The following is a 24,518-nucleotide window of genomic DNA, read 5'->3' on the forward strand; positions in this document are numbered from 1 at the left end:
CGGCCCAAAATGTCCTTCGTGGCTTAACGTCGCCCGCTCCATCGGCATGTGGGCGGACAACACGCAATGCATCAGCCCTGCCATCATTTCACCCGCCTGAGCGCCGGGCGCGCGCCCTCCAGCGAGGCTTTGACGTGGGCGCGGGCGCGCGCCAGGCGCGACATCACGGTGCCGATCGGCACGCCCTGAATGTCGGCGACCTCGCGATAGCTCATGCCCTCCAGCATCACCAGCAGCAGCACCGAACGCTGCTCCTCGACCAGCGTCGCCAGCGCCTTCTCGATGTCGCGCCCTTCGGCCTCGGTCCCGCTGGCATCCGGGTTGTTCTCCGTCAGCGGCATGAATTGCGGCCGCCTGGCCAGTGAGCGCCGCCGGTTCTTGTTGAGGTTGGTCAGGATCGTGTAGAGCCAGCTCCTGACGTCGCCCCCGAGGAACAGACGCTCAGAACGCAGCGCGCGTACCAACGTATCCTGTACCAGATCGTCGGCCGCATCCGCATCGCGCGTGAGTGCGCGGGCATAGCGGCGCAACGCCGGGATCATGGTTTCCACACTCTGGCGAAACGCATTCATTGCGGTTTTCACGTCCCGGTGTTCGGCGCGAGCGCCACAACGATCATAACACCCGAATGAAACGGCTATTCCGGCGCTCGAAACAGCGTTAACGCCGCGTATTAGGACTGTACCGCGAAGGAGGGCTGGTGTACCTCCAGACCTTAACCCGCTCGATGGGACGTTGAAAAAATGGCGCAGAATTCAGGTCTGATGCAGGGCAAACGGGGCGTGATCCTCGGCGTTGCCAACAACCGATCGATCGCCTGGGGCATCGCCAAGGCATGCCGCGCGGCCGGTGCCGAGCTCGCCTTCACCTATCAGGGCGATGCGCTGAAGAAGCGCGTCGAGCCGCTCGCCGCGGAGGTCGGCGGTCTCGTGCTCGGCCATTGCGACGTCACGGATGCCGCGACCATCGACGCCGCCTTCGCGGTGCTGAAGGAGAAGTGGGGTAAGATCGACTTCCTGGTGCACGCAATCGCCTATGGCGAGCAGCTCGACGGCCGCTACGTCGACACCACGCAGGAGAACTTCTCGAAGTCGATGCTGATCTCGTGCTACTCGTTCACCGCTGTGGCGCAGCGCGCCGAGAAGCTGATGACCGACGGCGGCTCGCTCATCACGCTCTCCTATTACGGCGCCGAGAAATGGATGCCGCATTACAACGTCATGGGCGTGGCGAAAGCCGCGCTGGAAGCCAGCGTGCGCTATCTCGCCGCCGATCTCGGCGAGAAGAACATCCGCGTCAACGCGATCTCGGCAGGTCCGATCAAGACGCTCGCCGCCTCGGGCATCGGCGATTTCCGCTATATCCTGAAGTGGAACGAATACAACGCGCCGATGCGTCGCAACGTGTCGACCGAAGACGTCGGCGGCAGCGCGCTGTATTTCCTCTCCGACTTGTCGCGCGGCGTGACCGGCGAGGTGCACCACGTCGATTCCGGCTATCACGTGCTCGGCATGAAGCGCCCGGACGCGCCGGATATCTCACTCGGCGGGTAGAGCATGATCCGGAAAAGTGGGAACCGGTTTTCCGGTAAGATCATGCTCGAACAAGACTAGCCTTCGAACCGCATGCCCGTGCCCACGATCTACTTCCTGCGCCACGGCGAGACTGAGTGGAACGCGCTCGGGCGGCTCCAGGGCGCCCAGGACATTCCGCTGAATGCACGCGGCCGCGGGCAGGCCGTGCACGCGGCCGGTATTCTGGCCGATCTGTTCAGGCGCGACAGCAAGGACAAGGCGGCGCTGCCCTACGTGTCGAGCCCGCTCGGGCGTGCGCGCCAGACCATGGAACTGGTGCGCCGCAAGCTTGAACTGCCGCTTGCCGATTATTCGCTCGACGACCGCCTGCGGGAGATCGGCTACGGCACCTGGGAGGGGCTGACACTGGCCGAAAGCGAGGCCTCCGATCCCGAGATCTATGCAAGGCGCCTCGCCGACAAATGGACTGTCGCGCCAATCGGCGGCGAGACCTATGCGGCCGTGCAGCTGCGCATGCTCGATTGGTACGAGTCGCTTCTGGTCGATACCGTCGCGGTCGCCCATGGCGGCACCTGCCGGGCCCTGATGGTGGCTTTGGGCATTGAGACCCCCGCCGGTGCCGCCGAGCTCTATATCGAGCAAGGCGCCGTCTACGTGTTCCGCGACCGCCGGCTGGAGAAGTTTAGTTAGCCTGGAACGCGGTCATTGCGGGTTTGATGTTTCGCATCGCCCCGGAATGACCGAGTGTGTGTTTGACCCGGGTGTTCCCCCGCGTTACCACCACAAGTCAGAACTGACTGACGAGTAGAGACGGATGTCCTTCAACACCTTCGGCCACATGTTCCGCGTCACCACCTTCGGCGAGAGCCACGGCGTGGCGATCGGCTGCGTGGTCGACGGCTGTCCGCCCATGATCCCGCTCACCGAGGCCGACATCCAGGGCGATCTCGACCGCCGTCGGCCCGGCCAGTCGCGCTTCACCACCCAGCGCCAGGAGCCGGACCAGGTGAAAATCCTGTCCGGCGTGATGGCGCATCCGGAGACCGGCGTGCAGGTGACGACGGGCACCCCGATCGGGCTCCTGATCGAGAACACCGACCAGCGCTCGAAGGACTATTCCGAGATCAAGGACAAGTTTCGCCCCGGTCATGCCGACTTCACCTATGAGGCCAAGTACGGCCTGCGCGACTATCGCGGCGGCGGGCGCTCCTCGGCGCGCGAGACCGCCACGCGCGTTGCCGCCGGCGCGATCGCGCGAAAAGTGCTGCCCGACGTCAAGGTGCGCGGCGCACTGGTGCAGATCGGTCCGCACAAGATCGACCGCGATAAGTGGGACTGGGACGAGATCGCCAAGAATCCGTTCTTCTGTCCCGACAAGGATAAGGCCGCGTTCTTCGAGACTTATCTCGACGGCATCCGCAAGAGCGGCTCCTCGATCGGTGCGGTGATCGAAATCGTCGCCGAAGGCGTGCCAGCGGGCCTTGGCGCGCCGATCTACGCCAAGCTCGATTCCGATCTGGCGGCCGCGATGATGACCATCAACGCGGTGAAGGGCGTCGAGATCGGCGCCGGATTTGGCGCGGCCGAATTGACCGGCGAAGAGAACGCCGACGAGATGCGCACCGGCAATGACGGCACGCGCTTTCTCTCCAACCATGCCGGCGGCGTTCTGGGCGGCATCTCCACCGGACAGCCGGTGGTGGTGCGTTTTGCGGTGAAGCCGACCTCATCGATCCTCCAGCCGCGCCGCACCGTCGATCGCAAGGGCACTGATACCGAGATCGTCACGAAGGGCCGCCATGACCCCTGCGTCGGCATCCGCGCCGTCCCCGTAGGTGAGGCCATGATGGCCTGCGTGCTGGCCGATCACTTCCTGCGCGATCGCGGGCAGGTGGGACGTTAGTGTCGCGGTACTAGCCCACCGCGCAGCTTGACGGGCCCACAACTTCGTCCGCAAATGCGGGCATGAACAGCTCCGAGCTCCAGCGCATCTGCAACTGGCTGATCGGCGGTGCCTGGTCGTCGCTAGAGCCGGCCGAGATGATCGCCGATTTCTGCGAACGTCTGGTCGCGGCCGGCCTGCCGCTGTGGCGGTTCGGCATCTTCATCCGCACGCTGCATCCGGAAATCTTCGGCCGCAATTTCATCTGGCGGCAGGGTGGGGAGGTCGAAATCGGCAGCGTCGATTTCGAGATCCTGGAGACGCCCGAATTCGCCCGCAGCCCGCTCCGCATCGTGTTCGAGCAGGGGGTGGAGGTCAGGGGACGCGCGAGCGATCCCGACAGCAAGCGATTTCCGTTCCTCGACGACATGCGCGCCGAAGGCGCGACCGACTATATTGCCGTGCCGGTGCCTTTTCTCGATGGCTCCATCCACGCCACGAGCTGGATCACGCAGCATCCCGGCGGGTTCAGCGACAACGACATCGCGGCGATCCGAAGCATCATAGCGCCGCTCGCGCGCGTCAGCGAGATCATCAGCCTGCGACGCACCGCCGAGATGCTGCTCGACACCTATGTCGGCAACCGCGCTGGCGCACGCATTCTCGGCGGCCAGATCCGCCGTGGCCACACCGACACCATGCAGGCGGTGATCTGGCTCTCGGACCTGCGCGGCTTCACCGCGCTGTCGGACCGGCTGCCGGCCGAGACGGTGGTGGCAATCCTCAACCATTATTTTGACTGCCAGGTCACCGCGATCAGGGGTCATGGCGGCGAGGTGCTGAAATTCATGGGCGACGGCCTGCTCGCAGTGTTTCCGATCGATGAATATGTTGGCGATGCCGCCCATGTCTGCGCGCGCGTGCTGGAGGCGGCGCGTGAATCGCGCGCCAGCGTGGAGCAACTCGCGTTTCCGGTCGGCGATGTCGTCGAGCGCTTCCGCTTTGGCGTCGCGCTGCACATCGGCAACATCCTCTACGGCAATATCGGGGGCGGTAACCGGCTGGACTTCACCTGCATCGGCCCCGCCGTCAATCTCGCGGCCCGGCTGGAGAAGATCACGGGGCGGCTGGGGCGGACCGTCGTGGCTTCGGAAGGTTTTGCCAATGTCTGCCACCACGACTGGCACGAGCTCGGCGAATTTCCGATCGCAGGATTTTCCAAGGCACAGCGCGTGTACGGGCTGGCGGAAGAAACGCATGCGCTGGTGGGCTGAGCCTTATTCCTCCGGCTCGGTCGTGAACAGCAGCGGATAGCCCTTGGCACGGCCGGCATCGGTGGCACGCGTCGCCTTGGTCTCGGCGACGTCCTTGGTGAACACGGCGACGACGCAGGTGCCCAGCTTGTGCGCGGTGATCATCACCTTGTAGGCCTGATCCTCCGTCATGCGGAATTCGGCCTTGAGCACCATGGTGACGAATTCGCGCGGCGTGTAATCATCGTTGATCAGGATGACCTTGTGCAGCCGCGGCCGCTCGACCTTGGTCTTCGTCCTGGTTTTCGGTGTGGTAACGGTATCGTTCATTCCGCCTCCCGGACACTGCGGGCTCGGGTTCCTGCTGGAGCGATCAGCTCGTGGCCTTCGCACCATATTGCAGGACCTGCACCTTCTCCAAGGTGATCAGGCCGCTCGACATCATGCCATCAAGGATGGGCAGGAATGCGTTGATGTTGTCCTCGCTGTCGACGATCTCGATCAGCAGCGGCAGGTCTTCGGAAAGTCGCAGGATCTTCGAAGTGTGCAGCCGGCTCGATTTGCCGAAGCCCATCGGACCGCGCAGCACGGTGGCGCCGGCGAGGTGCCGCTCGCGTGCCGTCATCACGATCGCTTCATAGAGCGGCTTGCCATCGAAATGGTCGCTCTCGCCGATGAAGATCCGGAGCAAAACGGCCTGAGCGGGGATTTGCATGGTCAACTCCTTGTCAAGCGGTTGTAGCGGCTCGCCATCATATGCCCGAGCCACGCCGACACCAGCCAGCAGATGACGGACGCTGCGACATAGGCAAGTGCCGTGTACTTCATGCCGCCGTGGAGTAGGCGGAAGGTCTCCAGGCTGAAGGTCGAGAACGTGGTGTAGCCACCGCAGAACCCGGTCATGACGAACTGCCGGTGCTCAGGACGCGCCAGCATGCGGCCGTCGGGGCCGGTCAGCGTCGCGTAGAAGCCGATGATCAGCGACCCCGTGGCGTTGATGAACAGCGTAGCGAAGGGAAAGCCCGGTCCGGTGTCGAGCGCGAGACCGACCAGATAACGGGTCAGTCCGCCGACGATGCTGCCGGCGGCAACCCAGGCGTAGAGTATCGCGCTACGCCAGCGCTCGGCGGAGGAGGGGACGGCCATGCGCTTCTATCCTCCAAGCCTGTCCGCGAGGAGGAAGCCGCAACTGACGGCCGCAAGGCACAGCCCGACCGAGAGCACGACATTGCCGAGTGCGGAGAGCGGCTCGCCGCTCCGCGCCAGCGTCAGGGTTTGCAGGCTGAATGAGGACACCGTGGTGTAGCAGCCGAGAAAACCGGTCACCGCGAACAGCCAGGGGGTGGGCGCGGCGAAGGCCGAGCCGGGATGGGTCGCGAGCGCGCCGAAAATGCCGATCAGGAAGGCGCCGGTGACGTTGATGGTCATGGTGCCCCACGGAAACGTCTCGCCCAACCGCCGCGCGATCGCGCCGGACACGAAATAGCGCGCACAGCCGCCAAGCATGCTACCCATCATGATCGCAAGCACCCCACTCAGCACGACGAAAAACTCCCCGTCATCATTTTTGCTCTGCTGCCAGACCGTTGCCGACGGCAAGCAGCCCCATGAGCGAGATCAGCGCAAAGCCGAGCCCCGCCAGGAACGTGCCTGCCGGACCATAGGCATCCCACAACGCGCCGGCGATCACGCTCGCAGCCAGCAGGGCCAGACCCGTGAATAGGTTGAAATAGCCGAATGCGGTGCCGCGCAGGCTCGGCGGCGCGGCATCGGCGACGAGCGCCGAGAGCAGGCCTTGCGTCAGCCCCATATGCAGCCCCCACAGCACGACGCCGAGCGAGAGGCCTGCAAGGCTCGGGAGCAGTGCCAGCGCGAGGTCGGCGCCGGCGAGGAAGATCAGACCGAGCGCGAGCAGGCCGGTCCGGTTGATCCGGTCCGACAGCACGCCGGCGGGATAGGCCGACAGCGCATAAGTGACATTCATCAGCACCAGCACCGCCGGCACCCACATCGGGTTGAGCCCGATGTTCTGCGCGCGCAGGATCAGGAAGGCCTCGCTGAAGCGCGCGAGCGTGAACACGACACCGACCGCGACGACGCGCCAGTAGACCGCCCCAAGCTGCCGCATCGCGGCAAGATTGAGCGGGTTCGTTGCAGGTTTGCGGTTCGGATCCGGCTCCGGCTCGTGCACGGCGAAGGCGATCAGGCCGAAGGACAGAAAGGCCGGCAGCACCGCCACCCAGAACACGATCGTAAAATTGTCAGCTGTCCACCACATCATGCCGATGGCCGCGAGCGGCCCGACGAAGGCGCCGATGGTGTCGAGCGATTGCCGCAGGCCAAAGCTCGCGCCGCGCAGACCGATGGGCGCGATGTCGGCGATCAGCGCATCGCGCGGCGCGCCGCGAATGCCCTTGCCGACGCGGTCGATGAAGCGCGCCGCCACCAGCCATCCGACGCTCGGGGCGAGCGGAAACAGCGGCTTGGTGAAGGCGGCGAGCCCGTAGCCGAGCGCGGCGAGCAGCTTGCGGCGGCCGAGCCAATCCGACAACGCGCCGGAGAAGATCTTTGTGATCGAGGCGGTCGCCTCGGCAATGCCCTCGATGAAGCCGACCGTGAGCGTGGAGGCCCCGAGCGCGGTCACGAGATAGACCGGCAGCAGCGCATGGATCATCTCGGAGGAGATGTCCATCAGCATCGAGACGAAGCCGAGCACCCAGATTCCCCTGGGCAGCGAGGCGCGCGCAGCATTCGGTGTCGTCGTGGTCACGTCTTCACTTTCTCCTGGCCTTGGCTTGACTTTCTCCTGGCCTTGGCTTGCTGGCCCAGTTTCCTGCCTTCGCCACCAGGCAACAAAAAACCCGCCATCGGCGGGTTGGTCCATGCTCCCACCAAAGGCAGAGGCTCAAAGATTGCCCCACCTCAAGCAGGAGTCATCAGCCCAGTACGATCATCGACCGCCGGGCGGTTGTCGGGGGACTCCATCCCCATCTGTGCATCCAGCCTAGCATGGAAATTGCGCCGGACAAGTGGGCCGGCCGCGCTGTCCCTAGGCGTCATTCTGCGCGCTTCGCGCGAGCTCTGGAACGACGGTGGCGGTCTCGCTGCGTGTTCCAGTCACGCGAAGCGAGGCAACACAGCGGCGATCCTAACTCGAATGTGAAGCGCAAGCGATCTTCGCACTTTGCGGCAAGGCGATTGCATGTCACCATCGCGTCATACGACGGGAGACCGCTGCAATGCGCTTGCTGTTCTCGATCGGGGCTGTGCTGGTGGCCGGCGTGCTTGCCGGAGGGGACGTCGCGGGCATCGCGGCGCCAGGGCCTAAATTTGAGCCGCCCAAATCTGAATCGTCTCAAAATCAGCCGCAGCGGCTGGCTGCCGACAAGGATGCACAGACGGTCGATGTCGAACTGATCCTCGCGGTCGACGTCTCCTACTCCATGGACATGGACGAGCTCGCGGTCCAGCGCGAAGGCTACGCGCAGGCGATCCAGTCCAAGGAATTCCTCCAGGCGCTGAAGCTCGGTCCGAACGGCCGGATCGCCGTGACCTATTTCGAGTGGGCCGCCTCCAGCGACCAGAAGATCATCATCCCCTGGCGCCTGATCGACGGCCCCGAGACCGCCGATGCGGTCGCCGCCGAGATCTTGAAGACGCCGATCCGGCGTGCCTCGCGCACCTCGATCTCCGGCGCGATCATGTTTGCGATGCCGCTGTTCGACGAGGATCCATATCGAGGCTTGCGTCGCGTGATCGACATTTCCGGCGACGGCCCCAACAACAATGGCACCCCGGTCACGGTGGCGCGCGATGCCGCGCTCGAGAAGGGCATCGTCATCAACGGTCTGCCGATCATGGTCAAGGAGCCGTCCTATTCGACTATGGATATCGACAATCTCGACTTCTACTACGAGGACTGCGTCATCGGCGGTCCCGGCTCTTTCGTCATCACGATCAAGGACCGCGACAAGTTCAAGGAAGCGATCCGCACCAAACTGCTGATGGAGGTCGCTGGCCGCATGCCGGAGCGCCCCGTGATGCGGGTTGCGGACAAGGAGCCGCGCGTCAGTTGCATGATCGGCGAGAAGATCTGGTCGGACCGCTGGGGCCGCTGATAGCGTACCCCGTCGGGACCTTTCGCCTCATCTCGCCCGACGGTTGAATTTAACCGCTCGTTAACCGGCACATGGCCCTAATCCGGTTGTTTCAGTTCGTTTCCGACTGCCGTTTTGACGTTGATGTCGGGCGCGCGAACGAGAGCGGGTGCGTCGAACCCGTCCACCGAGCAGACCATGGCCATCGTCACGTCGAGCACCAGCCAGATTTCGCCCGCCAATGAGCGGGTCTTTCACCAGAGCAAATTGCTCGGTGAATGGAAGGGCAATTGGGTGGGCAACAACCAGCCCGTCGGCTTCAAGGTCGTGAACATCCGCGGTGCCCGGGCGCAGGTCGAGTACACCCATAACGGGCATACCGAGCGCGGCTTTGCCGAGGTCAATGGCTCGCTGATCACGTTCGGCGGGGTCACGGTCGGCACCAAGGACGGCAAGAGCATGGTGCTGTTGTTCTCGGTGGGCGGCGCTGGCAAGCAGACCGCGAACCTCGAGAAGCAGGACCCGCCGGCTTCCGACAGCCGCCTCATGGGAAGCTGGGGCGGCTATTCCAGCGATAACGGCAAGAGCGCGAGCTTCAAGGTGCTCTCGGTCAACGGCAAGGAAGCCCAGGTCAGCGTCACCACCGACGGCATCACCCGCCAGGGCACCGGCACCGTCTACAAGAACGTCATCATGTTCGGCCAGGCGCAGATCGCAACCGATGACGGGCAGAACGGCAAGATCATCTACCAGGTCGGCACGAAATCCTTCATGGTGCCGGTGACGAAATATCCGCCGGCGGACTCCTCGTCTTCCGTCGACAAGACCGCCTGAAAGCTGCCGTCCTCACCATTTCGGCGGCCGCTTCTCCACGAACGCTCTCAAGCCCTCCTGCGCCTCATCCGACGTCGCGACATTGCAGAAATCGTCGACGGCGCTTGCAATGCTGCGCCGATAGTCGAGATCGATCTGGCGCATGAAGGCGGCGCGGCCCATCCGCAGCACTGCGGCCGATTTGCCTGCGAATTGCGCCGCGAGCCTTGCGACCTCGGCCTCGAGCTCCGCATCGGCGACGACGCGGTTGGCCACGCCGAGCTCGCGCGCCTCCGCGGCGCTGAAGACGCGGCCGGTGAACAGCAGCTCGAAGGCGCGGTGACGTCCGACGATCCGCGGCAGATGGGCATAGTGGATCGCCGGGATGACGCCGACGTCGATCTCGGGATAGCCGAACGTCGCGCTCTCGGCCGCCAGCACCACATCGCAGGACACTGCCATGGTCATGCCACCGCCCCGCGCCGCACCGCCGACGGCGGCGATCGACGGTTTGCCGAGCCGATACTGCGCGTCGTAGAGGTCGATATAGAGCGCCTGGAGGAATTCGCGGATCTCGGCGCCGGGCTTGCCGAGCAGGATGTCGAGATCGAGGCCCGCCGAGAAGCGCTTAGGGATAGCGCTCGCCAGCACGACCACGCGCGCCTCCGGATCGTCCGCGGCGCGGCGGAGCGCCGCGACCACCGCGCGGATGAGTTCGAGGCTGAGCGCGTTGACGGGCGGGCGGCGCAGCGTGATGCGGGCGATGTTGCCTGCACGTTCGTAAGTGACGGGACCATCCGATGTCACCGGATTCTCCATACCTTTAAGATGTCAGCACCTTCAACTGCCGGTCGATCCTGCGCAAGGCCTCACAAGCGGGCGCAAAGGCACCGTCGCCGATCAGCCGCCAGACCGTGTTTGCCTGCTCCTCCAGTTGCGGGATCGTCAGCGGCAGTCCAGCCGCCTCCTGCAGCGCGCCCTTTTCATTGATGAGATAGCGTTCGTTCAGGGCGAACAGCACCTGCGCAATGCAGGCGAGCGATCTGTAGAGGCATCCCGCGATGTGGGTCCGCTCGTCACGTGCCGCCGCGAGCTCGGCATTTTCGATGCTGAACAGGATTTCCCACTGGAAGCGCCGGATCAGGGCGCGGCGCAGAGCCTGCGGATAGGGAAGTGCGATTGATTTGAGCTGAGCGATCAAACCCTTCGGATCGTGCAGAGGCTGACAATACGCGATCTCGCCCATCCAGATTGCCGAGCAGAAGCCATGCGGATGGCCGGGCTGATAATCCATGGTGACCACGCCCGCGCGGCTGGATTCCATCGCCGCTTCGACCGCGTCGGCGTTGCGATAGAGCAGGTCGACCTTGCGGCCTTCCACTGAAAGCCAGGCGCCGCCGACGATCCATGGGCCCCATTCGCCGACCGGCGTCACGGTCGTGGCTGCGGGATCGTCGGCGATGTCCTTTGCGGCGGCCAGCAGCCGTTCGGTATCCAGCGGGATCGCCGTCTTGAAATAGAGGCCGACATCGTAGTCCGACGTGGAGTGCCCGCTGCCCCGCGCACGCGAGCCGCCGAGAACGACAGCCTCGACGCCCGGTACTCCGGCAAAGGCGGATGTCAGGCGCGTGAGCAACGGATCGTGGGACATCAGGTGCAGCTTTCCGGGAGGCTCGGGGCCGTGACGTCGGCGCGGTCGCACCGCTGGCATTGGTGATGTCCGAGGAGTATAATTTGCAAAACTCTCGACGGTAACCTGGATGTTCAACTTCGCACGTTCACGCGCTCTTGCAACTCTCGCCTTGCTCTGCCTCACCGGCGCACCGGCTCATGCGCAAGTTGCGCCGCTGCGATATTGGATTCCCGGCGGGCCTTTCGGTCTCAGTGGTGGTGCCGAGCAGAGTTCCAATACTTACGGCGGCTTCTCGAGCTTCAATGCAGGCGATGCGGGTTGGCGTACCAGCTATGCGAACGGTTTCTTCGTCGGCAGCGAGCGCGGCAATTTTGGTTTGAGCGGCTTCAATCAGGCCGGCTCGGCCGGCAATTTCAGCGCGCTATCCTATGACAGCACGCAGTTTGGCTACAACACCAAGACGGCGGGCGGCATGCCCGTCACGTTCTTCGCCGGCTTCGACACGCTGAAGTTCGGCAATGGCATCGGCAGCTCGCTGGCGCCGCTGACCTCCAGCGCCACGCCCGGTTATGGCGCGTTCGCGGGTGTCGAGTTCAAGCCGACCTCCAATCTCAGCCTGTCGTTCGGTGCCGGCTTCATCCAGCAGCAGTCGGGACGCATGGACAGCGACATCAACTCCTCGATGCTGCCCGGCGAGTCGCCGGCGTTGGGCGGCTTGCGTCGCTGAGCAATCCCCACAGGCATCACGACAAGCCCGCCACCAGCGGGCGTTGCAGGTGCCGGGCCATCAGGTCGGCCGCCTCAGTGTAGCGCCGCGTCTCCAAGACGTCGAGCAGGCGCAGATGCTCGCGCACGTGCCGCCGCATGCCGTCGCGGTCGGCGAAGCTGCGATAGGCGAACAGGCGTCTGATGGAGTTCACGCGCTTGAGCGCTTCGAGAAAGAAGGGATTGCCGGCGCCGCGGATGATCTCTTCGTGGAATTCGCAGCCGGAGTGAAAGACCTCGCCGATCGTCATCTTCTCGAGCTCGCCTTCGAAGACGCGTTGTTGGCGCTCGCGCAAGCGTACGATCACCTCCTGCGGCAGCGCAAAGCCCGGCTGCGCGATCGCCGCCGGCTCGATCACCGCGCGAAACGCCATGGCCTTGGCCTGGGCTTCGGGATTCGAGACCGTCTCGGCGAAGCGCCAACCATAGCCGGGCAGACGTGCGATCCAGCCCTCGGCGGCGATCCGGTCGAGCAGCCGCTGCAGCTCGGCCCGGCTGAGGCCATAGCGGCGCATCAGCTCGGCCTCGGTGACGTCGGCCGGTAGCCGTGTTGCGAGCACGTCGCCTGCGATGGTCGCATAAACCTGCTCGTTGCGCCTCACCGCCGCGAGCGCCGGTTGGGCTGCGCCGCTGGTGGGATTCTTTGCTAGCACAAAGCCGCGATGCGGCTCGCCGCGCGCCAGCCCCGCTGCTTCCAAAGCCTTCAGGCCGAGCCGGATCGGTGCGCGTGAAAGGTCCAGCGCATCCGCAAGCCTTTGTTCGATTAGGCGGTCTCCGGCCTTCATGCCTTCGCGCCGGGCCAGCGCCATGATCAGGCCGGCGAGGTGCTCGGCGCGCTCGGAACCGTTTTTGACGCTGCGCTGTCGGGAACTGTCGGATGCGATCATTGCAGTGCACGCAAGTTTTAGAGCTTGACAGACTGTCCCATGAATTGTTCTTTTACGCAACAATATACAATCGATCTAGGGAGAGCCCGATGGCGCGCGCGCCCGATGTCCACATTTGCGAGGTTGCTCCCCGCGATGGTCTCCAGAACCTGGACATCTTCGTTCCGACCGAAGCCAAATGCGCGCTGATCGACACGATCGCGGCCGCCGGCGTGCGCGAGATCGATGCCGGATCCTTCGTTCCGCCAAAGGTCGTGCCGCAATTCGCCGACGTCGATGCGGTGATGGCGCATGCGCTCACGCACAAGTCCGCAACCATCGGCGCGCTGGTGCCGAACCCGAAGGGCGCCGAGCGCGCCATCGCCGCAGGCGTCAACGCCGTCTATTTCGTCATCTCGGCAAGCGAGACGCACAACCGCGCCAATGTGCGCCGCACAGTCGATGAGCAGATCGAGGGATTTCGTGCGGTCCGCGCCGCGATCGACGCCCGGTCGGTGGAAGAGCGACCGCAACTGATGGGCGCGATCTCCACCTCCTTCGGCTGCTCGTTGGAGGGCGAGGTGAGCGAGGCGGCGGTGTGCCGTGTGGCACGCGCTTTTGCCGAAGCCCGCGCCGACGAGATCGGGCTTGCCGACACCGTCGGCTATGCGACGCCCAAATCGATCCGGCAGATCGTCGCGGCCGTGCGGCGCGAGGTCGGATCGCAAATGACGCTGCGGCTGCATCTGCACGACACGCTCGGTGCCGGCCTTGCCAATGCCATCGCCGGCCTCGAAGCGGGTATCCGCCGTTTCGACGCCGCGGTGTCCGGCCTCGGCGGCTGTCCCTTTGCTCCCGGAGCGCGCGGCAACATCGTCACCGAGGATCTCGTGTTCATGCTGGAGCGCATGGGACTCTCCACCGGCATCGACCTCGACCGCCTGATGCAGACGCGCGAGATTCTCGCCCGCCATATCCCGGCAAAACATTTGACGGGGCATCTGCACGAGGCCGGCATCCCCAAGGTCCTGCGGAGCGCGGCATGACCAGGGCTGCGCGCGAGACGCCATCGGAGCTTCGTCCGCTGGCAGGCCTGCGGGTCATCGAGTTCAGCCAGATGGTGATGGGGCCGAGCTGCGGCCTGATCCTGGCCGATCTCGGCGCCGACGTGATCAAGGTCGAGCCGCCCAAAGGCGACCGCACCCGCTATTTCAAGGGACCCGCCGCCGGCTTCTTCGCCACCTACAGCCGCAACAAGCGCAGCATCGCGCTGGATACGTCGACTGCGGAAGGCCAGACGATCGCACGCAGGCTGATCGAGAACAGCGACGTCCTGATCGAGAATTTCAGGCCGGGCCTGCTGAAGCGGATCGGCCTCGATTACGAGACCGTCGCGGCCTTCGCGCCGCGCCTGATCTATTGCTCGCTCAAAGGCTATTTGCCCGGGCCTTACGAGAACCGCCTCGCGCTCGACGAGGTCGTGCAGATGATGGGTGGCCTCGCCTACATGACCGGCTTGCCCGACCGTCCCATGCGCGCCGGTGCCTCGGTCAACGATGTCATGGGCGGCATGTTCGGCGTGATCGCAATTCAGGCTGCGCTCGCCGAGCGGCAGCGCACCGGCCGGGGTCGCTACATCCAGAGTGCGCTGTACGAGAACAACGTGTTCCTGATGGCGCAGGCCATGATGTGCGAAGTGGTCAGCGGTCAACCCTCGATCCCGTATTCGATCAAGGACAGCCCATGGCCGGTTTATGATCTCTTCGATACCAGGGACGGCTCGAAACTGTTCGTCACCATCGTCGGTGAAGAGCAATGGGCGGCGTTCTGTCGCGCCTTCGATCGAGAAGCCTGGCTCACTGATCCGCGCTTTGCCACGAGCAACGACCGCGTCGATCATCGCGGCTGGCTGATCCCCGAGATCGCGAAGATCTTCAAGCAATGGGACAAGGCCGATCTCGCCGCGCGTCTCGAGCAGCTCGACCTGCCCTATGCGCCGGTGAACAAGCCCGGCGATCTGTTCGATGATCCGCATCTCAACCAGTCCGGCGGCCTGACCGATATTCGGCTGCCGGACGGCGGCGAGGCCAAGACGCCGCTCTTGCCGATTTCCATGGACGGAAGGCGCCTGCCCAACCGCTACGATCCACCTGAGATCGGCGAGCACAGCGGCGAGATCCTGAGCGAGATCGGCATGTCGCCGAATGAGATCGAAACGCTGCGACAGGCAGGGACGATCAAGGTCGCGCCGTCCTGACCGATCGGCGCAATCGAACAAAGAAACCAAGGGAGGAGGAGCACATGAGCATTACCAGGCGCCAGGCGCTGATCGCGGGCTCCGCATGGGCCGGCGCATCGCTGCTGCCGGGGCAGCTGCGCGCCGAGGCCAAGCAGGTCTCGCTCGCCTTCGGACCGGTGTCGCCGGTCTATGCCATCGGCATGATCGCGGAGCTGAAGGGGTACTTCAAGGACGAAGGACTCGATTCCAAGCTCGTCACCGGCAATGCCGGCACATTCGGTCGCCAGACCCTGGCGGCGGGGCAAGCGCTGTTCGCCCATGGCGACGCCAGCCACCCGCTCCAGCTCAGTGCTCGCGGCAAGCCCTGCAAGATCCTGCTCGCGACCGAGATGGTGTGCTCCTACGCCAGCATCATGGTCCGGCAGGACCTCTACGACAGCGGCATCAATTCGGTCGAGAAGCTCGCGGACTACAAGCGCACCGATGGCGCCAAGCCGATCGTCGCCGCCACCGCCATCGGGTCGGGCACCTGGGTGTTCGGCACTTATGTGTTCGAAGCGCGCGGGCTCGGCGGCAAGGTGAACTGGGTCGCGGGCGGCGGGACCAACACCATGTTCCCCTCGCTCCAGACCAAGCAGTTCGACGCCATCATGGCGCCGCCGAGCTGGATCGTCGAGGTCGAGAAGAAGGGCTTTGGCCGGACGATCTACGACACGTCCAAGCCCGGCGTGTTCGAGAAGGATTTCGGCGGGACGTTGCCCGTGCTGGTGATCTATACGCTCCAGGACACGATCGAGCAGGACAAGGCGATGGTGCAGGCCTATGTCAATGCGATCCATCGCGCGATGGCTTTCGTGAAGGCGACGCCGCTCGCCGAGGTGCAGGCGCTGGTCACGCCGAAATATTTCTCGGGCATCGATCCCGACGCGGTCAGCGCCGAACTCGGCTTCGACAAGTCGACCTGGGCCTATGACGGTGTCATCGACAAGCCCGCGTTCGAACGTGGCGCCAAGCCCTGGTACCGCAAGGGAACCGATATTCCCGAGACCAGATACGAGGATGTCGTCGACATGAGCTTCCTCCAGGCGGCCAGGGCGAAGTACAAATGATTGCCGCGCCAGGTCAGGGCCTCGCGCTCGCGCGCGACGAGGATCAAACAGCGGCGGCGCGCACCCGCATTACCGTGCAGGGGCTCGCCAAGCGCTTCAACGCGTCCGGCCGCGAGTTCGTGGCGGTGGATGACGTCTCCTTCGAGGTCAAGCAAGGCGAGTTCGTCGCGCTGCTCGGTCCCTCCGGCTGCGGCAAGAGCACCATTCTCAACATGGTCGCGGGCCTATTGCCGCGCTCGGGCGGACGCATCCTGATCGATGCGGACACGGTCGAGACCGGCAAGGTCAACCCCAGGGTCGGCTATGTCTTCCAGCGCGATACGCTGTTTCCCTGGCGAACCGTGGAGCGGAACATCGGCTATGGGCTGGAGATCGCGGGACTGCCGAAGACCGAGCGCGCAGGGCGTGTCGCTTCGGCGGTCGAGAAGGCCGGGCTGTCGGGCTTTGCGCAGAGTTTTCCGCGCATGCTGTCCGGCGGCATGCGCCAGCGCGTCGCCTTGATGCGCACGCTGATCCTGGAGCCCGAGATCCTGCTGATGGACGAGCCGTTCGGCGCGCTCGATACTCACACCAAGCTGGAGATGCACAAGACGCTGCTGGAGATCTGGGAACGCGAGCGGCAGACCGTGCTGTTCGTGACGCACGATCTCGGCGAAGCCTTGACGCTGGCGAGCCGCATCATCCTGCTCTCGGCGCGGCCCGGGCGTCTCAAGGAAGATTTCGACGTCGCCATCCCGCGTCCGCGCGATCCCGTGGCCGTGCGCGAGACCGCCGAATTCGGCCGCCTTTATTCCCACATCTGGCATTCGCTCGGCGAAGAGTTCCGCCGCACCAGGGCCGACTGACCATGTCCAACAGCCGCACCGTCATCCTGTTCTGGCAACTGGCCATTCTCGCGGCCGTTCTCGTCATCTGGCAGTGGGGCTTTGAATGGAGCAAGGCGCTGCTGCCGAAGGCCTACGTGCCGAAAATCCTCGATCCCTATTTCGTCGCCAAGCCGTCGCTGATCTGGCAGAGCTTCCTGCGGCTTGGCTGCTTTGCCGATACCAGCGGCTTTGCCGCCTGTATCAAGGGCAACGACAACAATCTGTGGCTTGCGACACTCGTCACGCTGAAGAACACCTGGTGGGGTTTTTTGTTCGGATCGGCGAGCGGAATCGCGGCTGGCCTGATCCTCGGCCGTTCGGATTTCCTTGCCCGCGTATTCGGGCCCTACATCGTGGCATTCAATTCGATCCCGCGCATCGCGCTGGTGCCGCTCGTCATCCTGATCTTCGGCCTCGGCGATCTCTCCAAGATCGCGACCGCCTGGCTGGTCGTGTTCTTCGTGGTGTTCTTCAACACCTTCGAGGGAACGCGTGCGGTCGACCGCGACCAGATCGCCGCCGCTCGTCTGCTCGGCGCCAGCGAGTTCACCGTGCTGCGCACGGTCGTGATCCCCTCCGCGCTCGCCTGGGTATTCGCCTCGCTGCTGCCGGCGGTGTCCTTTGCGTTGATCGGCGTCATCGTCGGCGAATTCATCGGTGCCGAGCGCGGGCTCGGCAAGCTCATTATCGAAGCCGAGGCGCGGGCCAATGCCAGCGAGATGATGGTCGCCATCTTCGTCATGATGTTCGTCGGCATCCTGCTGGCGATCGCGGTGCGCTCGCTCCAGTCCTACCTGCTGCGATGGCAACCGCAATTCGAGCCGTCGACATAGCAGTCCGCACGGAATTGGGGGGCGGGTTGCGTCACCGGCTGAACCGCGCCACCAGCTCCACATGCGGCGTGTGCCGGAACTGGTCGACCGGCACCACCGCCTCCAGCCGATAGCCGCCGTCGATGAGCAGTCGTGCATCGCGGGCGAAGGTCGCGGCGTTGCAGGATACGGCGACCACGACGGGCACCTTGCTTGCGGCAAGCTTCAGTGCCTGAGCTTGGGCGCCCTGGCGCGGCGGGTCGAACACCACCGCGTCGACGTCGCGCAGCTCCTGCGGCATCAGGGGACGGCGGAACAGGTCGCGCGGCTGGGCTTTGATCGGCTTCAGGCCGGGCGTGCGCGCCGCTTTCGCCAGCGCTGCGATCGCGCCGGCGTCGCTGTCATAGGCGGTCACGCGCGCCTTCTCCGCCAGCCTCAACGCGAACGGGCCGACGCCGCAGAAGAGATCGACAATTTCCTTGGCCTTGCCGACGCGCTCGGCGACGAGCGCGGCCAGCGTCTCTTCGCCTGCGACGGTCGCCTGCAAGAATGAGCCCGGCGGCAGCGTCACCTCAGCGCGGCCCATCTTTACCGCTGGTGGCAGGCGCTGCAGCACCAGCTCGCCATGCCGCGTCAGTCGCGCCAGGCGGTGCTGCTCGGCGACGCGGGACAGCGCCGTCACCAGCGGCGTTGGCAACCGGCCGGAGCCGCGCACATCGACATCGAGGCCGTTGGTGGTGGCGGTGACTTGGATGTCGAGCGGCTTCGTCACCGGCATCTTGGTCGTCAGCGGTTCGGCCAGCGCCCAGGCGGCGTCTATCGCGCCCGCGAGCGCGGGATCGAGGATGGGACAGCGATGGATCGGAATGACGTCGTGCGAGCTCGTCGCGGAGAAGCCGACCTTGAGAACGTCATGCGTGCCAAAGCGGCCGTGCAGCGTGATGCGCCGGCGCCCGGCGCCGTGCGCATCGACCAGCGGCGCCACCTCGCAATCGACGCCGGCCTGCGCCAGCGTCTCGACCACGATGCCGCGCTTCCAGGCGTGATAGGGCTCAGCCGCCCAATGCTGGATGGCGCAGCCGCCGCAGACGCCGAAATGCGGGCAGAACGGTTCAATGCGCTCGGGGCTTGCGACGTCCACCGCGAGCAGCTTGCGGCGGTCGGGATGGTGGCCCGCGACGTGATCGACCTCGACGGTCTCTCCGCCAAGCGTATAGGGCACGTAGATCGCTGCGCCGGCGTCGAGGCAGACACCGTCGCCGCGATGGCCGACATGATCAATCGTCAGGCGCTCAACCACGGCGCGCGCCCAGGAAGAATTCGATGTTGCCGTCACCGCCCGTGATCGGTGAGGGGAATATCTCGATGTTGGTGCAGCCGAGCGAAGCGGCAAAGGCCGCGATGTCGTCACAGATCTCCCGGTGCACGGCGGTGTCGCGGATGATGCCCTTCTTGTTGTGCTTCCGCTCGGCTTCGAATTGCGGCTTGATCAGCGCCAGCAGGCTCATGGGTGCCGCCGCCAGCGACAACGCCACCGGCAGCACCGCCTTGAGCGAGATGAAGCTGACGTCGATGACGACGATATCGGGCCGCGCCGGCAGACGCTTGCCTTCGTAGGACCTTATATCGGTCTCCTCCATCGACACGATCTTGGGATGATCGCGCAGCGAGGGATGCAATTGGCTGGTGCCGACGTCGATTGCGAACACCAGGCTTGCCCCGTTCGCCAGCAGCACCTCGGTGAAGCCGCCGGTGGAGGCGCCGACGTCGAGGCAGACATGGTCCTCGATTTCAATCGGGTAATGCTCAAGCGCGCCGGCGAGCTTGACGCCGCCGCGGGAGACATAGGGATGCGCCGGCTCGGCCTGGATCACCGCGTCCTCGGCGATCGTCTCCGACGGTTTCAAAACCGGCTTGTCGTCAGCCGTGACCAGGCCGGCCTCGATCGCCGCGCGCGCCCGTGCCCGGCTCTCGAACAGGCCGCGCTCGACCAGCAATACATCCGCGCGCTTGCGGGCAGGGGGCATCACGCTCTCATGGGCACGACTGAGGTGCTTATGTAGCGATCAATCGCGCAGCCGCCATCCGGACGCAAGCCTCGAACGCGGCGAGATCGTGCCAGACATCGACCGGCATCTGCGCCGGCGTCACCAACGGGCAGCCGTGCAGTTCCAGCGCATGGATCATCATGAGGTTGTCGACGAGACCAAAATCCTCGACTGTCAGTCCCTGCGCATCGACCAGCCGTCCGTCCTCGGAGGCGACGTCCATGAAACGGCCGACGCGGTCGGCATAGACGGCGCCGTCATTGGAATAGGCGAGGCAGAAATTACGCCGCCCCGCCATGTAGCCGAGCTCGTAGACGGTGCCGGGATCGGCGCCAGCGCCCCGGAACGGGGTGAGGTTCGCGATGATGGCGTCGGCCTCGTCCATCATCGCCTCGTTGCCGCAAAAGATCTGCCGCGAGACATCGGGCGCGGTGAGGTCGATCGCGTTGTCGAGGGGATAGAGGCCGGTAAGGCCATGAGCCGTGCAGATATCGACCTTGCGGCGGCCGATCTCTACCGCGTCCGGCAGGAACACGTCGGGGCCTGCCAGATAGATCTTCATGGGAGTAAAGCCGAAGAAATTTGGATCGATGTGTGAGCCACGGCACGCGCTCTGCTCCTCCCCCCGCCTGCGGGGGAGGGGTGGGGAGAGGGTGTCTCCGCAAGCGAGAACCCCCAAGAGGAAAAACCCTCACCCGCGCCTTCGGCGCGACCTCTCCCGCGAGCGGGAGAGGTGAAACCCATCAAGCCAGCTTGACCGTCTCGGCCTTGACGTCCTTGCCAAGCGCTTCGAACACCTTGGCGACGATGCCCTTGGCGTCGAGACCGGCGCGGGCGTACATCGCGGCGGGCGTGTCGTGGTCCTGGAACACGTCGGGCAGCACCATCGAGCGGAACTTGACCATGCCGCTGTCCAGCACGCCCTGATCGGTCAGGAACTGCGCGACATGCGAGCCGAACCCGCCGACCGAGCCTTCCTCGATCGTGATCAGGATCTCGTGGTCGCGGGCGAGCTTGAGCACCAGCTCGGTGTCGAGCGGCTTCATGAAGCGCGCGTCCGCAATCGAGGTCGACAGGCCGTGGGCTGCGAGCTCGTCGGCCGCCTTCTCGCATTCGGCGAGGCGCGTGCCGAAGGAGAGCAGGGCGATCTTGCTGCCCTGGCGGATCATGCGGCCCTTGCCGATTTCGAGCGGAATGCCAACCTCGGGCATGTCGATGCCGCGGCCTTCGCCGCGCGGATAGCGCAGCGAGCTCGGACGGTCGTCGATCGCGACCTGGGTCGCCACCATGTGCACGAGCTCGGCCTCGTCCGCCGCCGCCATGATCACCATGTTCGGCAGGCAGCCGAGATAGGCGTTGTCGAATGAGCCGGCATGGGTCGCGCCGTCGGCGCCGACCAGGCCCGCGCGGTCGATGGCGAAGCGGACGGGCAGGTTCTGGATCGCGACGTCATGCACGATCTGGTCATAGCCGCGCTGCAGGAAGGTCGAGTAGATCGCGCAGAACGGCTTGTAGCCTTCGGTCGCAAGACCGGCGGCGAACGTCACCGCGTGCTGCTCGGCGATGCCGACGTCGAAGGTGCGGTCGGGGAACGCCTTGTTGAAGATGTCGACGCCGGTGCCCGACGGCATGGCCGCGGTGATGGCGACGATCTTGTCGTCCTTCTGCGCTTCCTTGACGAGGCTCTGGCCGAACACGTTCTGGTAGGCCGGCGCGTTCGGTTTTGCTTTCGCCTGGGTGCCGGTGGCGACATCGAATTTGACCACCGCATGATACTTGTCGGCGGATGCTTCCGCCGGGCCGTAGCCCTTGCCCTTCTGGGTCACGACGTGGACCAGGATCGGGCCTTCCTCCATGTCGCGCACGTTCTTCAGCACGGGCAGCAGGTGGTCGAGATTGTGGCCGTCGATCGGGCCGACATAATAGAAGCCGAGCTCCTCGAACAGCGTGCCGCCATCCATCATGAAGCCGCGGGAGTATTCTTCGACGCGGTTGGCGCGGTTGGCGAGGATCTTGGGCAGGCGCTTGTTGATCTGCTTGGCCGCATCGCGCAGCGTGCGATAGGTCTTGCCGGAGTAGAGCCGCGACAGATAGGCGCTCATGGCGCCGACCGGCGGCGCGATCGACATGTCGTTGTCGTTGAGGACGACGATTAGGCGCGAGTTCATCGCACCCGCATTGTTCATGGCCTCGTAGGCCATGCCCGCCGACATCGCGCCGTCACCGATCACGGCGATAACGTTGTTCTTGCCGCCGGAGAGATCGCGCGCCACGGCCATGCCGAGGCCGGCCGAGATCGAGGTCGAGGAATGCGCCGCGCCGAACGGATCGTAGTCACTCTCGCTGCGCTTGGTGAAGCCGGACAGGCCGCCGCCGGTGCGCAGGGTGCGGATGCGGTCGCGCCGGCCGGTGAGGATCTTGTGCGGATAGGCTTGATGGCCGACGTCCCAGATCAGCCGATCGCGCGGCGTGTCGAAGACGTAATGGATCGCGGTGGTGAGCTCGACCACGCCGAGACCCGCGCCGAAGTGACCGCCGGTCACCGAGACAGCATCGATGGTCTCCTGCCGCAGCTCGTCGGCGACTTGGCGAACCTGCTCGATCTTGAGCTTGCGCAGGTCTTCCGGCGTCCGGATGGTGTCGAGAAGCGGCGTTTTACTGTATGCGTTCACGGCCATTTCCAATTTGTCAGCGCCGGAAGGTTCCGGTGCGCGATGGGTTTGCTCAATATCGGCGCAGCGCGAGTCCCCAAACCGTCGGAGCCACCTGCATGGGGCCAGGCCCCGTCTTCAAGCTTAGGTAAGCTTAAGTGCGCTCCGGTTCAGTCTCTGTGATCCCTGTCACTTAGATCGGCTTCGCCCGTCCCAGCCAATTTCATCAGCAGTTTGAAGCGCTTGTCGTCGGTAATCATTGCCCACGCAAGGCTTACAAAAAGCCACACTCCGCGCAGCTTTACACCAAAGCTTGGGCCAAAGCCAACCCGCCGGGCCGATTGGGGGTATGCAGGTGCAACCGGCGGGCCGGCTTGGTTAACTGCGGCCCGTGACGAGGGGTTCCGGGCTCGTCCGGTTTCTTGGCGGACTTTTTTGCCAGAATCAGATCTTTTTCGTCCCTCGGAAGGCCTCGATCCGGAACGACCCCGACCAGCTCCCACCCCATGGAACCGTCACGCTTCGAGGGACGGCGCCGTGCGATCATGAAAAATGCAGCCGGCAGCGCTCCCTGTGCCCTGTTAAAGGGACAAGCGCGGTCAGAAACCGAAGGGGGGAACTTGGCTTACTGGACGTCGAGCGGTGCGGTGCCGGTGGCCTGGCCGCTGGCATCGGTGGTGATCTTGTCGACGCGGGCCTCGGCCTGACGCAGCAGGTCCTCGCAGCGGCGCTTCAGGGCCTCGCCGCGCTCATAGATCGTCACGGATTCCTCGAGCGGCACCTTGCCGTCTTCGAGCCGCTTCACGATCGTCTCGAGTTCCTCGATCGCGCGCTCGAAGGTGAGCCTGGAGACGTCGATTTGGGTATTTTCGGCCATATCCGTTTCCGATTGCCCGATTCGCTTCACATGAGCAAAAGCAGAATTTTGCGGGCTTAATGTGGCGGGTCCGTCACGCGCCCATCAGGGCGCCGACATGCGCCGTAACAGATTCTTTCAGTCCTTGCAGGTCATAGCCGCCCTCGAGTACCGAAACAATGCGGCCCCCTGCGGTCTTGTCGGCGAGGTCCATCAGCTTGCGCGTCACCCAGGCATAGTCCTCGGCGCGCAGGTTCAGCGAGGCCAGCGGGTCGCGATAATGCGCGTCGAAACCGGCGGAGATGATGAGGAGCTCGGGGCTGAATTTTTCCAGCTGCGGCAGGATCAGATTTTCGAACGCGTTGCGGAATTCCGGCCCGCCGTCCTCGGACGCGAGCGGCGCATTGACGATGGTGTCGTGGTCGCCGCGCTCGCTCTTGGCGCCGGTGCCCGGAAACAGCGGCATCTGGTGCGTCGAGCAGTACATCACAGTCGGGTCCGACCAGAAGATGTCCTGCGTGCCGTTGCCGTGATGCACGTCGATATCGACGATGGCCGCGCGCTTGATGCCGAATTTGCGCTGCGCATGGCGCGCCGCGATTGCGACATTGTCGAAGAAGCAGAAGCCCATCGGCTTGCCGATCTCGGCGTGATGTCCGGGCGGGCGCACCGCGACGAAGGCGTTGCGATGTTCGCCGGCCATCACCGCTTCGGTGGCCGCGACCGCGCCGCCGACGCCGCGCATCACCGCTTCCCAGGTGCCTGGCGACATCGAGGTGTCGCCATCGAGATAGACTTGGCCGCTGGTCGGCGCGATGTGGCGCAGCTCGGTGACGTAGTGCTCGTTGTGGCACAGCGTGACGAGATCGAGATCGCCCTCCGGCGCCTGGTCGCGCGCCAGAAACTGGAAACGCTCGTGCGACAGCGCTTCCTCCACCGCGCGCAGACGATCCGGCCTCTCAGGATGTCCCGGCGGCGTGACGTGGTCGAGGCAGGCCTTGTGGGAGAGAAGGAGCGTGCTCATCAGGTCGGCCTCACAGAAAACGGCTCTTGACGTCGCTTGGCGCATCCGGCGCCAAAACGCAATGCAAAA

General features: G+C 64.8%; 27 protein-coding genes and 1 riboswitch. Of the genes, 12 read left to right on the forward strand and 15 right to left on the reverse strand.

Annotated features, from left to right (window positions below):
* Positions 1-83: 83 nt before the first annotated feature.
* Complete coding sequence (locus LRP30_RS11160; RefSeq protein ID WP_091893603.1) at positions 84-572, reverse strand: sigma-70 family RNA polymerase sigma factor; 489 nt, start codon at positions 570-572, stop codon at positions 84-86.
* 171 nt (positions 573-743) lie between these two features.
* On the opposite strand from LRP30_RS11160, the gene fabI reads away from it, so the two are divergent.
* From fabI to LRP30_RS11180, 4 genes are all read left to right on the forward strand, one after another.
* On the forward strand, positions 744-1,553 hold the full coding sequence (gene fabI / locus LRP30_RS11165) for an enoyl-ACP reductase FabI (protein ID WP_128935306.1): 810 nt from the start codon (positions 744-746) through the stop codon (positions 1,551-1,553).
* 72 nt (positions 1,554-1,625) lie between these two features.
* Positions 1,626-2,225, forward strand: a complete 600-nt coding sequence (locus tag LRP30_RS11170) for a histidine phosphatase family protein (RefSeq protein ID WP_249760329.1) — start codon at positions 1,626-1,628, stop codon at positions 2,223-2,225.
* Positions 2,226-2,349: 124 nt separating this feature from the next.
* On the forward strand, positions 2,350-3,438 hold the full coding sequence (aroC, locus tag LRP30_RS11175) for a chorismate synthase (protein ID WP_249760330.1): 1,089 nt from the start codon (positions 2,350-2,352) through the stop codon (positions 3,436-3,438).
* A gap of 62 nt (positions 3,439-3,500) precedes the next feature.
* The gene (locus tag LRP30_RS11180; RefSeq protein ID WP_249760331.1) at positions 3,501-4,691 is read left to right on the forward strand and encodes an adenylate/guanylate cyclase domain-containing protein; all 1,191 of its coding nucleotides are present in this window, start codon (positions 3,501-3,503) and stop codon (positions 4,689-4,691) included.
* Between the two features lie 3 nt (positions 4,692-4,694).
* On the opposite strand, the gene clpS is transcribed toward LRP30_RS11180, so the two are convergent.
* From clpS to LRP30_RS11205, 5 genes are read right to left on the reverse strand one after another with little or no spacing between them, the layout of a single operon-like run.
* On the reverse strand, positions 4,695-5,000 hold the full coding sequence (clpS, locus tag LRP30_RS11185; protein ID WP_091893614.1) for an ATP-dependent Clp protease adapter ClpS: 306 nt from the start codon (positions 4,998-5,000) through the stop codon (positions 4,695-4,697).
* 43 nt (positions 5,001-5,043) lie between these two features.
* On the reverse strand, positions 5,044-5,385 hold the full coding sequence (locus LRP30_RS11190; RefSeq protein ID WP_128935302.1) for a DUF190 domain-containing protein: 342 nt from the start codon (positions 5,383-5,385) through the stop codon (positions 5,044-5,046).
* A 2-nt stretch (positions 5,386-5,387) separates the two neighbouring features.
* Positions 5,388-5,816 (reverse strand): fluoride efflux transporter CrcB, encoded by a 429-nt coding sequence (gene crcB / locus LRP30_RS11195; RefSeq protein WP_128955339.1) that lies wholly within the window; start codon positions 5,814-5,816, stop codon positions 5,388-5,390.
* Between the two features lie 6 nt (positions 5,817-5,822).
* Positions 5,823-6,212, reverse strand: a complete 390-nt coding sequence (gene crcB, locus LRP30_RS11200) for a fluoride efflux transporter CrcB (RefSeq protein WP_128935300.1) — start codon at positions 6,210-6,212, stop codon at positions 5,823-5,825.
* Between the two features lie 19 nt (positions 6,213-6,231).
* Positions 6,232-7,440 carry an MFS transporter gene (locus LRP30_RS11205; protein WP_249760332.1) on the reverse strand — a complete coding sequence of 403 codons (1,209 nt, stop codon included), beginning with the start codon at positions 7,438-7,440 and terminating at the stop codon, positions 6,232-6,234.
* Positions 7,441-7,590: 150 nt separating this feature from the next.
* A riboswitch (Fluoride riboswitch) is annotated at positions 7,591-7,668 on the reverse strand.
* A 241-nt stretch (positions 7,669-7,909) separates the two neighbouring features.
* Here LRP30_RS11205 and LRP30_RS11210 point away from each other — a divergent pair.
* A complete protein-coding gene (locus tag LRP30_RS11210; RefSeq protein WP_128935298.1) occupies positions 7,910-8,788 on the forward strand; it encodes a DUF1194 domain-containing protein in 879 nt (292 codons plus the stop codon).
* A 177-nt stretch (positions 8,789-8,965) separates the two neighbouring features.
* The gene (locus LRP30_RS11215) at positions 8,966-9,601 is read left to right on the forward strand and encodes a hypothetical protein (protein ID WP_249760333.1); all 636 of its coding nucleotides are present in this window, start codon (positions 8,966-8,968) and stop codon (positions 9,599-9,601) included.
* A 12-nt stretch (positions 9,602-9,613) separates the two neighbouring features.
* Here LRP30_RS11215 and LRP30_RS11220 read toward each other — a convergent pair whose 3' ends face one another.
* Both LRP30_RS11220 and LRP30_RS11225 read right to left on the reverse strand, forming a co-directional pair.
* Positions 9,614-10,387: an enoyl-CoA hydratase-related protein gene (locus LRP30_RS11220; RefSeq protein WP_249760334.1), complete on the reverse strand. Its 774-nt coding sequence runs from the start codon at positions 10,385-10,387 to the stop codon at positions 9,614-9,616.
* Between the two features lie 16 nt (positions 10,388-10,403).
* The gene (locus LRP30_RS11225) at positions 10,404-11,231 is read right to left on the reverse strand and encodes a nucleotidyltransferase domain-containing protein (RefSeq protein ID WP_249760335.1); all 828 of its coding nucleotides are present in this window, start codon (positions 11,229-11,231) and stop codon (positions 10,404-10,406) included.
* A gap of 109 nt (positions 11,232-11,340) precedes the next feature.
* Here LRP30_RS11225 and LRP30_RS11230 point away from each other — a divergent pair, with 109 nt between their 5' ends.
* Positions 11,341-11,940, forward strand: a complete 600-nt coding sequence (locus LRP30_RS11230; protein ID WP_249760336.1) for a hypothetical protein — start codon at positions 11,341-11,343, stop codon at positions 11,938-11,940.
* A 16-nt stretch (positions 11,941-11,956) separates the two neighbouring features.
* Here LRP30_RS11230 and LRP30_RS11235 read toward each other — a convergent pair whose 3' ends face one another.
* Complete coding sequence (locus LRP30_RS11235; RefSeq protein ID WP_244551254.1) at positions 11,957-12,865, reverse strand: GntR family transcriptional regulator; 909 nt, start codon at positions 12,863-12,865, stop codon at positions 11,957-11,959.
* Positions 12,866-12,954: 89 nt separating this feature from the next.
* On the opposite strand from LRP30_RS11235, the gene LRP30_RS11240 reads away from it, so the two are divergent.
* From LRP30_RS11240 to LRP30_RS11260, 5 genes are read left to right on the forward strand one after another with little or no spacing between them, the layout of a single operon-like run.
* Positions 12,955-13,890: a hydroxymethylglutaryl-CoA lyase gene (locus LRP30_RS11240; protein WP_249760337.1), complete on the forward strand. Its 936-nt coding sequence runs from the start codon at positions 12,955-12,957 to the stop codon at positions 13,888-13,890.
* Entirely contained in the window at positions 13,887-15,101 is a 1,215-nt protein-coding gene (locus LRP30_RS11245) for a CaiB/BaiF CoA-transferase family protein (protein WP_249760338.1), read from the forward strand. Before LRP30_RS11240 ends, LRP30_RS11245 begins: the two co-directional genes overlap by 4 nt.
* A gap of 44 nt (positions 15,102-15,145) precedes the next feature.
* Positions 15,146-16,192: an ABC transporter substrate-binding protein gene (locus LRP30_RS11250; protein ID WP_249760339.1), complete on the forward strand. Its 1,047-nt coding sequence runs from the start codon at positions 15,146-15,148 to the stop codon at positions 16,190-16,192.
* On the forward strand, positions 16,189-17,037 hold the full coding sequence (locus tag LRP30_RS11255; protein WP_249760340.1) for an ABC transporter ATP-binding protein: 849 nt from the start codon (positions 16,189-16,191) through the stop codon (positions 17,035-17,037). Before LRP30_RS11250 ends, LRP30_RS11255 begins: the two co-directional genes overlap by 4 nt.
* 2 nt (positions 17,038-17,039) lie before the next feature.
* Entirely contained in the window at positions 17,040-17,891 is an 852-nt protein-coding gene (locus LRP30_RS11260) for an ABC transporter permease (RefSeq protein ID WP_128935289.1), read from the forward strand.
* 31 nt (positions 17,892-17,922) lie between these two features.
* On the opposite strand, the gene LRP30_RS11265 is transcribed toward LRP30_RS11260, so the two are convergent.
* From LRP30_RS11265 to LRP30_RS11290, 6 genes are all read right to left on the reverse strand, one after another.
* Positions 17,923-19,170, reverse strand: a complete 1,248-nt coding sequence (locus LRP30_RS11265; protein WP_249760341.1) for a methyltransferase — start codon at positions 19,168-19,170, stop codon at positions 17,923-17,925.
* Positions 19,163-19,897 carry a TlyA family RNA methyltransferase gene (locus tag LRP30_RS11270; protein WP_249760342.1) on the reverse strand — a complete coding sequence of 245 codons (735 nt, stop codon included), beginning with the start codon at positions 19,895-19,897 and terminating at the stop codon, positions 19,163-19,165. The genes LRP30_RS11265 and LRP30_RS11270 overlap by 8 nt, the downstream gene beginning before the upstream one ends.
* Before the next feature lie 28 nt (positions 19,898-19,925).
* On the reverse strand, positions 19,926-20,480 hold the full coding sequence (locus tag LRP30_RS11275; protein ID WP_249760343.1) for a nucleoside 2-deoxyribosyltransferase: 555 nt from the start codon (positions 20,478-20,480) through the stop codon (positions 19,926-19,928).
* A 181-nt stretch (positions 20,481-20,661) separates the two neighbouring features.
* Entirely contained in the window at positions 20,662-22,590 is a 1,929-nt protein-coding gene (gene dxs, locus LRP30_RS11280) for a 1-deoxy-D-xylulose-5-phosphate synthase (RefSeq protein ID WP_249760344.1), read from the reverse strand.
* 604 nt (positions 22,591-23,194) lie between these two features.
* A complete protein-coding gene (locus LRP30_RS11285; protein WP_008551229.1) occupies positions 23,195-23,446 on the reverse strand; it encodes an exodeoxyribonuclease VII small subunit in 252 nt (83 codons plus the stop codon).
* A 73-nt stretch (positions 23,447-23,519) separates the two neighbouring features.
* Positions 23,520-24,449, reverse strand: a complete 930-nt coding sequence (locus tag LRP30_RS11290; RefSeq protein WP_249760345.1) for a histone deacetylase family protein — start codon at positions 24,447-24,449, stop codon at positions 23,520-23,522.
* Between the last annotated feature and the right edge of the window lie 69 nt (positions 24,450-24,518).

It is taken from the genome of Bradyrhizobium sp. C-145, assembly GCF_023375135.1.
GTDB classification, from domain to species: domain Bacteria; phylum Pseudomonadota; class Alphaproteobacteria; order Rhizobiales; family Xanthobacteraceae; genus Bradyrhizobium; species Bradyrhizobium zhanjiangense.

Excerpts from the sequence above, each read along its gene's own strand:
- LRP30_RS11270 (WP_249760342.1), bottom strand. The coding sequence starts at position 19,897 with ATGCCCCCTGCCCGCAAGCGCGCGGATGTATTGCTGGTCGAGCGCGGC.
- LRP30_RS11235 (WP_244551254.1), bottom strand. The coding sequence starts at position 12,865 with ATGATCGCATCCGACAGTTCCCGACAGCGCAGCGTCAAAAACGGTTCC.
- LRP30_RS11215 (WP_249760333.1), top strand. The coding sequence starts at position 8,966 with ATGGCCATCGTCACGTCGAGCACCAGCCAGATTTCGCCCGCCAATGAG.
- crcB (WP_128955339.1), bottom strand. The coding sequence starts at position 5,816 with ATGGCCGTCCCCTCCTCCGCCGAGCGCTGGCGTAGCGCGATACTCTAC.
- LRP30_RS11180 (WP_249760331.1), top strand. The coding sequence starts at position 3,501 with ATGAACAGCTCCGAGCTCCAGCGCATCTGCAACTGGCTGATCGGCGGT.
- LRP30_RS11290 (WP_249760345.1), bottom strand. The coding sequence starts at position 24,449 with ATGAGCACGCTCCTTCTCTCCCACAAGGCCTGCCTCGACCACGTCACG.
- LRP30_RS11225 (WP_249760335.1), bottom strand. The coding sequence starts at position 11,231 with ATGTCCCACGATCCGTTGCTCACGCGCCTGACATCCGCCTTTGCCGGA.
- clpS (WP_091893614.1), bottom strand. The coding sequence starts at position 5,000 with ATGAACGATACCGTTACCACACCGAAAACCAGGACGAAGACCAAGGTC.
- LRP30_RS11275 (WP_249760343.1), bottom strand. The coding sequence starts at position 20,480 with ATGAAGATCTATCTGGCAGGCCCCGACGTGTTCCTGCCGGACGCGGTA.
- LRP30_RS11260 (WP_128935289.1), top strand. The coding sequence starts at position 17,040 with ATGTCCAACAGCCGCACCGTCATCCTGTTCTGGCAACTGGCCATTCTC.
- LRP30_RS11245 (WP_249760338.1), top strand. The coding sequence starts at position 13,887 with ATGACCAGGGCTGCGCGCGAGACGCCATCGGAGCTTCGTCCGCTGGCA.
- LRP30_RS11210 (WP_128935298.1), top strand. The coding sequence starts at position 7,910 with ATGCGCTTGCTGTTCTCGATCGGGGCTGTGCTGGTGGCCGGCGTGCTT.
- aroC (WP_249760330.1), top strand. The coding sequence starts at position 2,350 with ATGTCCTTCAACACCTTCGGCCACATGTTCCGCGTCACCACCTTCGGC.
- LRP30_RS11250 (WP_249760339.1), top strand. The coding sequence starts at position 15,146 with ATGAGCATTACCAGGCGCCAGGCGCTGATCGCGGGCTCCGCATGGGCC.
- LRP30_RS11285 (WP_008551229.1), bottom strand. The coding sequence starts at position 23,446 with ATGGCCGAAAATACCCAAATCGACGTCTCCAGGCTCACCTTCGAGCGC.
- LRP30_RS11240 (WP_249760337.1), top strand. The coding sequence starts at position 12,955 with ATGGCGCGCGCGCCCGATGTCCACATTTGCGAGGTTGCTCCCCGCGAT.
- LRP30_RS11160 (WP_091893603.1), bottom strand. The coding sequence starts at position 572 with ATGAATGCGTTTCGCCAGAGTGTGGAAACCATGATCCCGGCGTTGCGC.
- fabI (WP_128935306.1), top strand. The coding sequence starts at position 744 with ATGGCGCAGAATTCAGGTCTGATGCAGGGCAAACGGGGCGTGATCCTC.
- LRP30_RS11170 (WP_249760329.1), top strand. The coding sequence starts at position 1,626 with ATGCCCGTGCCCACGATCTACTTCCTGCGCCACGGCGAGACTGAGTGG.
- LRP30_RS11190 (WP_128935302.1), bottom strand. The coding sequence starts at position 5,385 with ATGCAAATCCCCGCTCAGGCCGTTTTGCTCCGGATCTTCATCGGCGAG.
- LRP30_RS11255 (WP_249760340.1), top strand. The coding sequence starts at position 16,189 with ATGATTGCCGCGCCAGGTCAGGGCCTCGCGCTCGCGCGCGACGAGGAT.
- LRP30_RS11230 (WP_249760336.1), top strand. The coding sequence starts at position 11,341 with ATGTTCAACTTCGCACGTTCACGCGCTCTTGCAACTCTCGCCTTGCTC.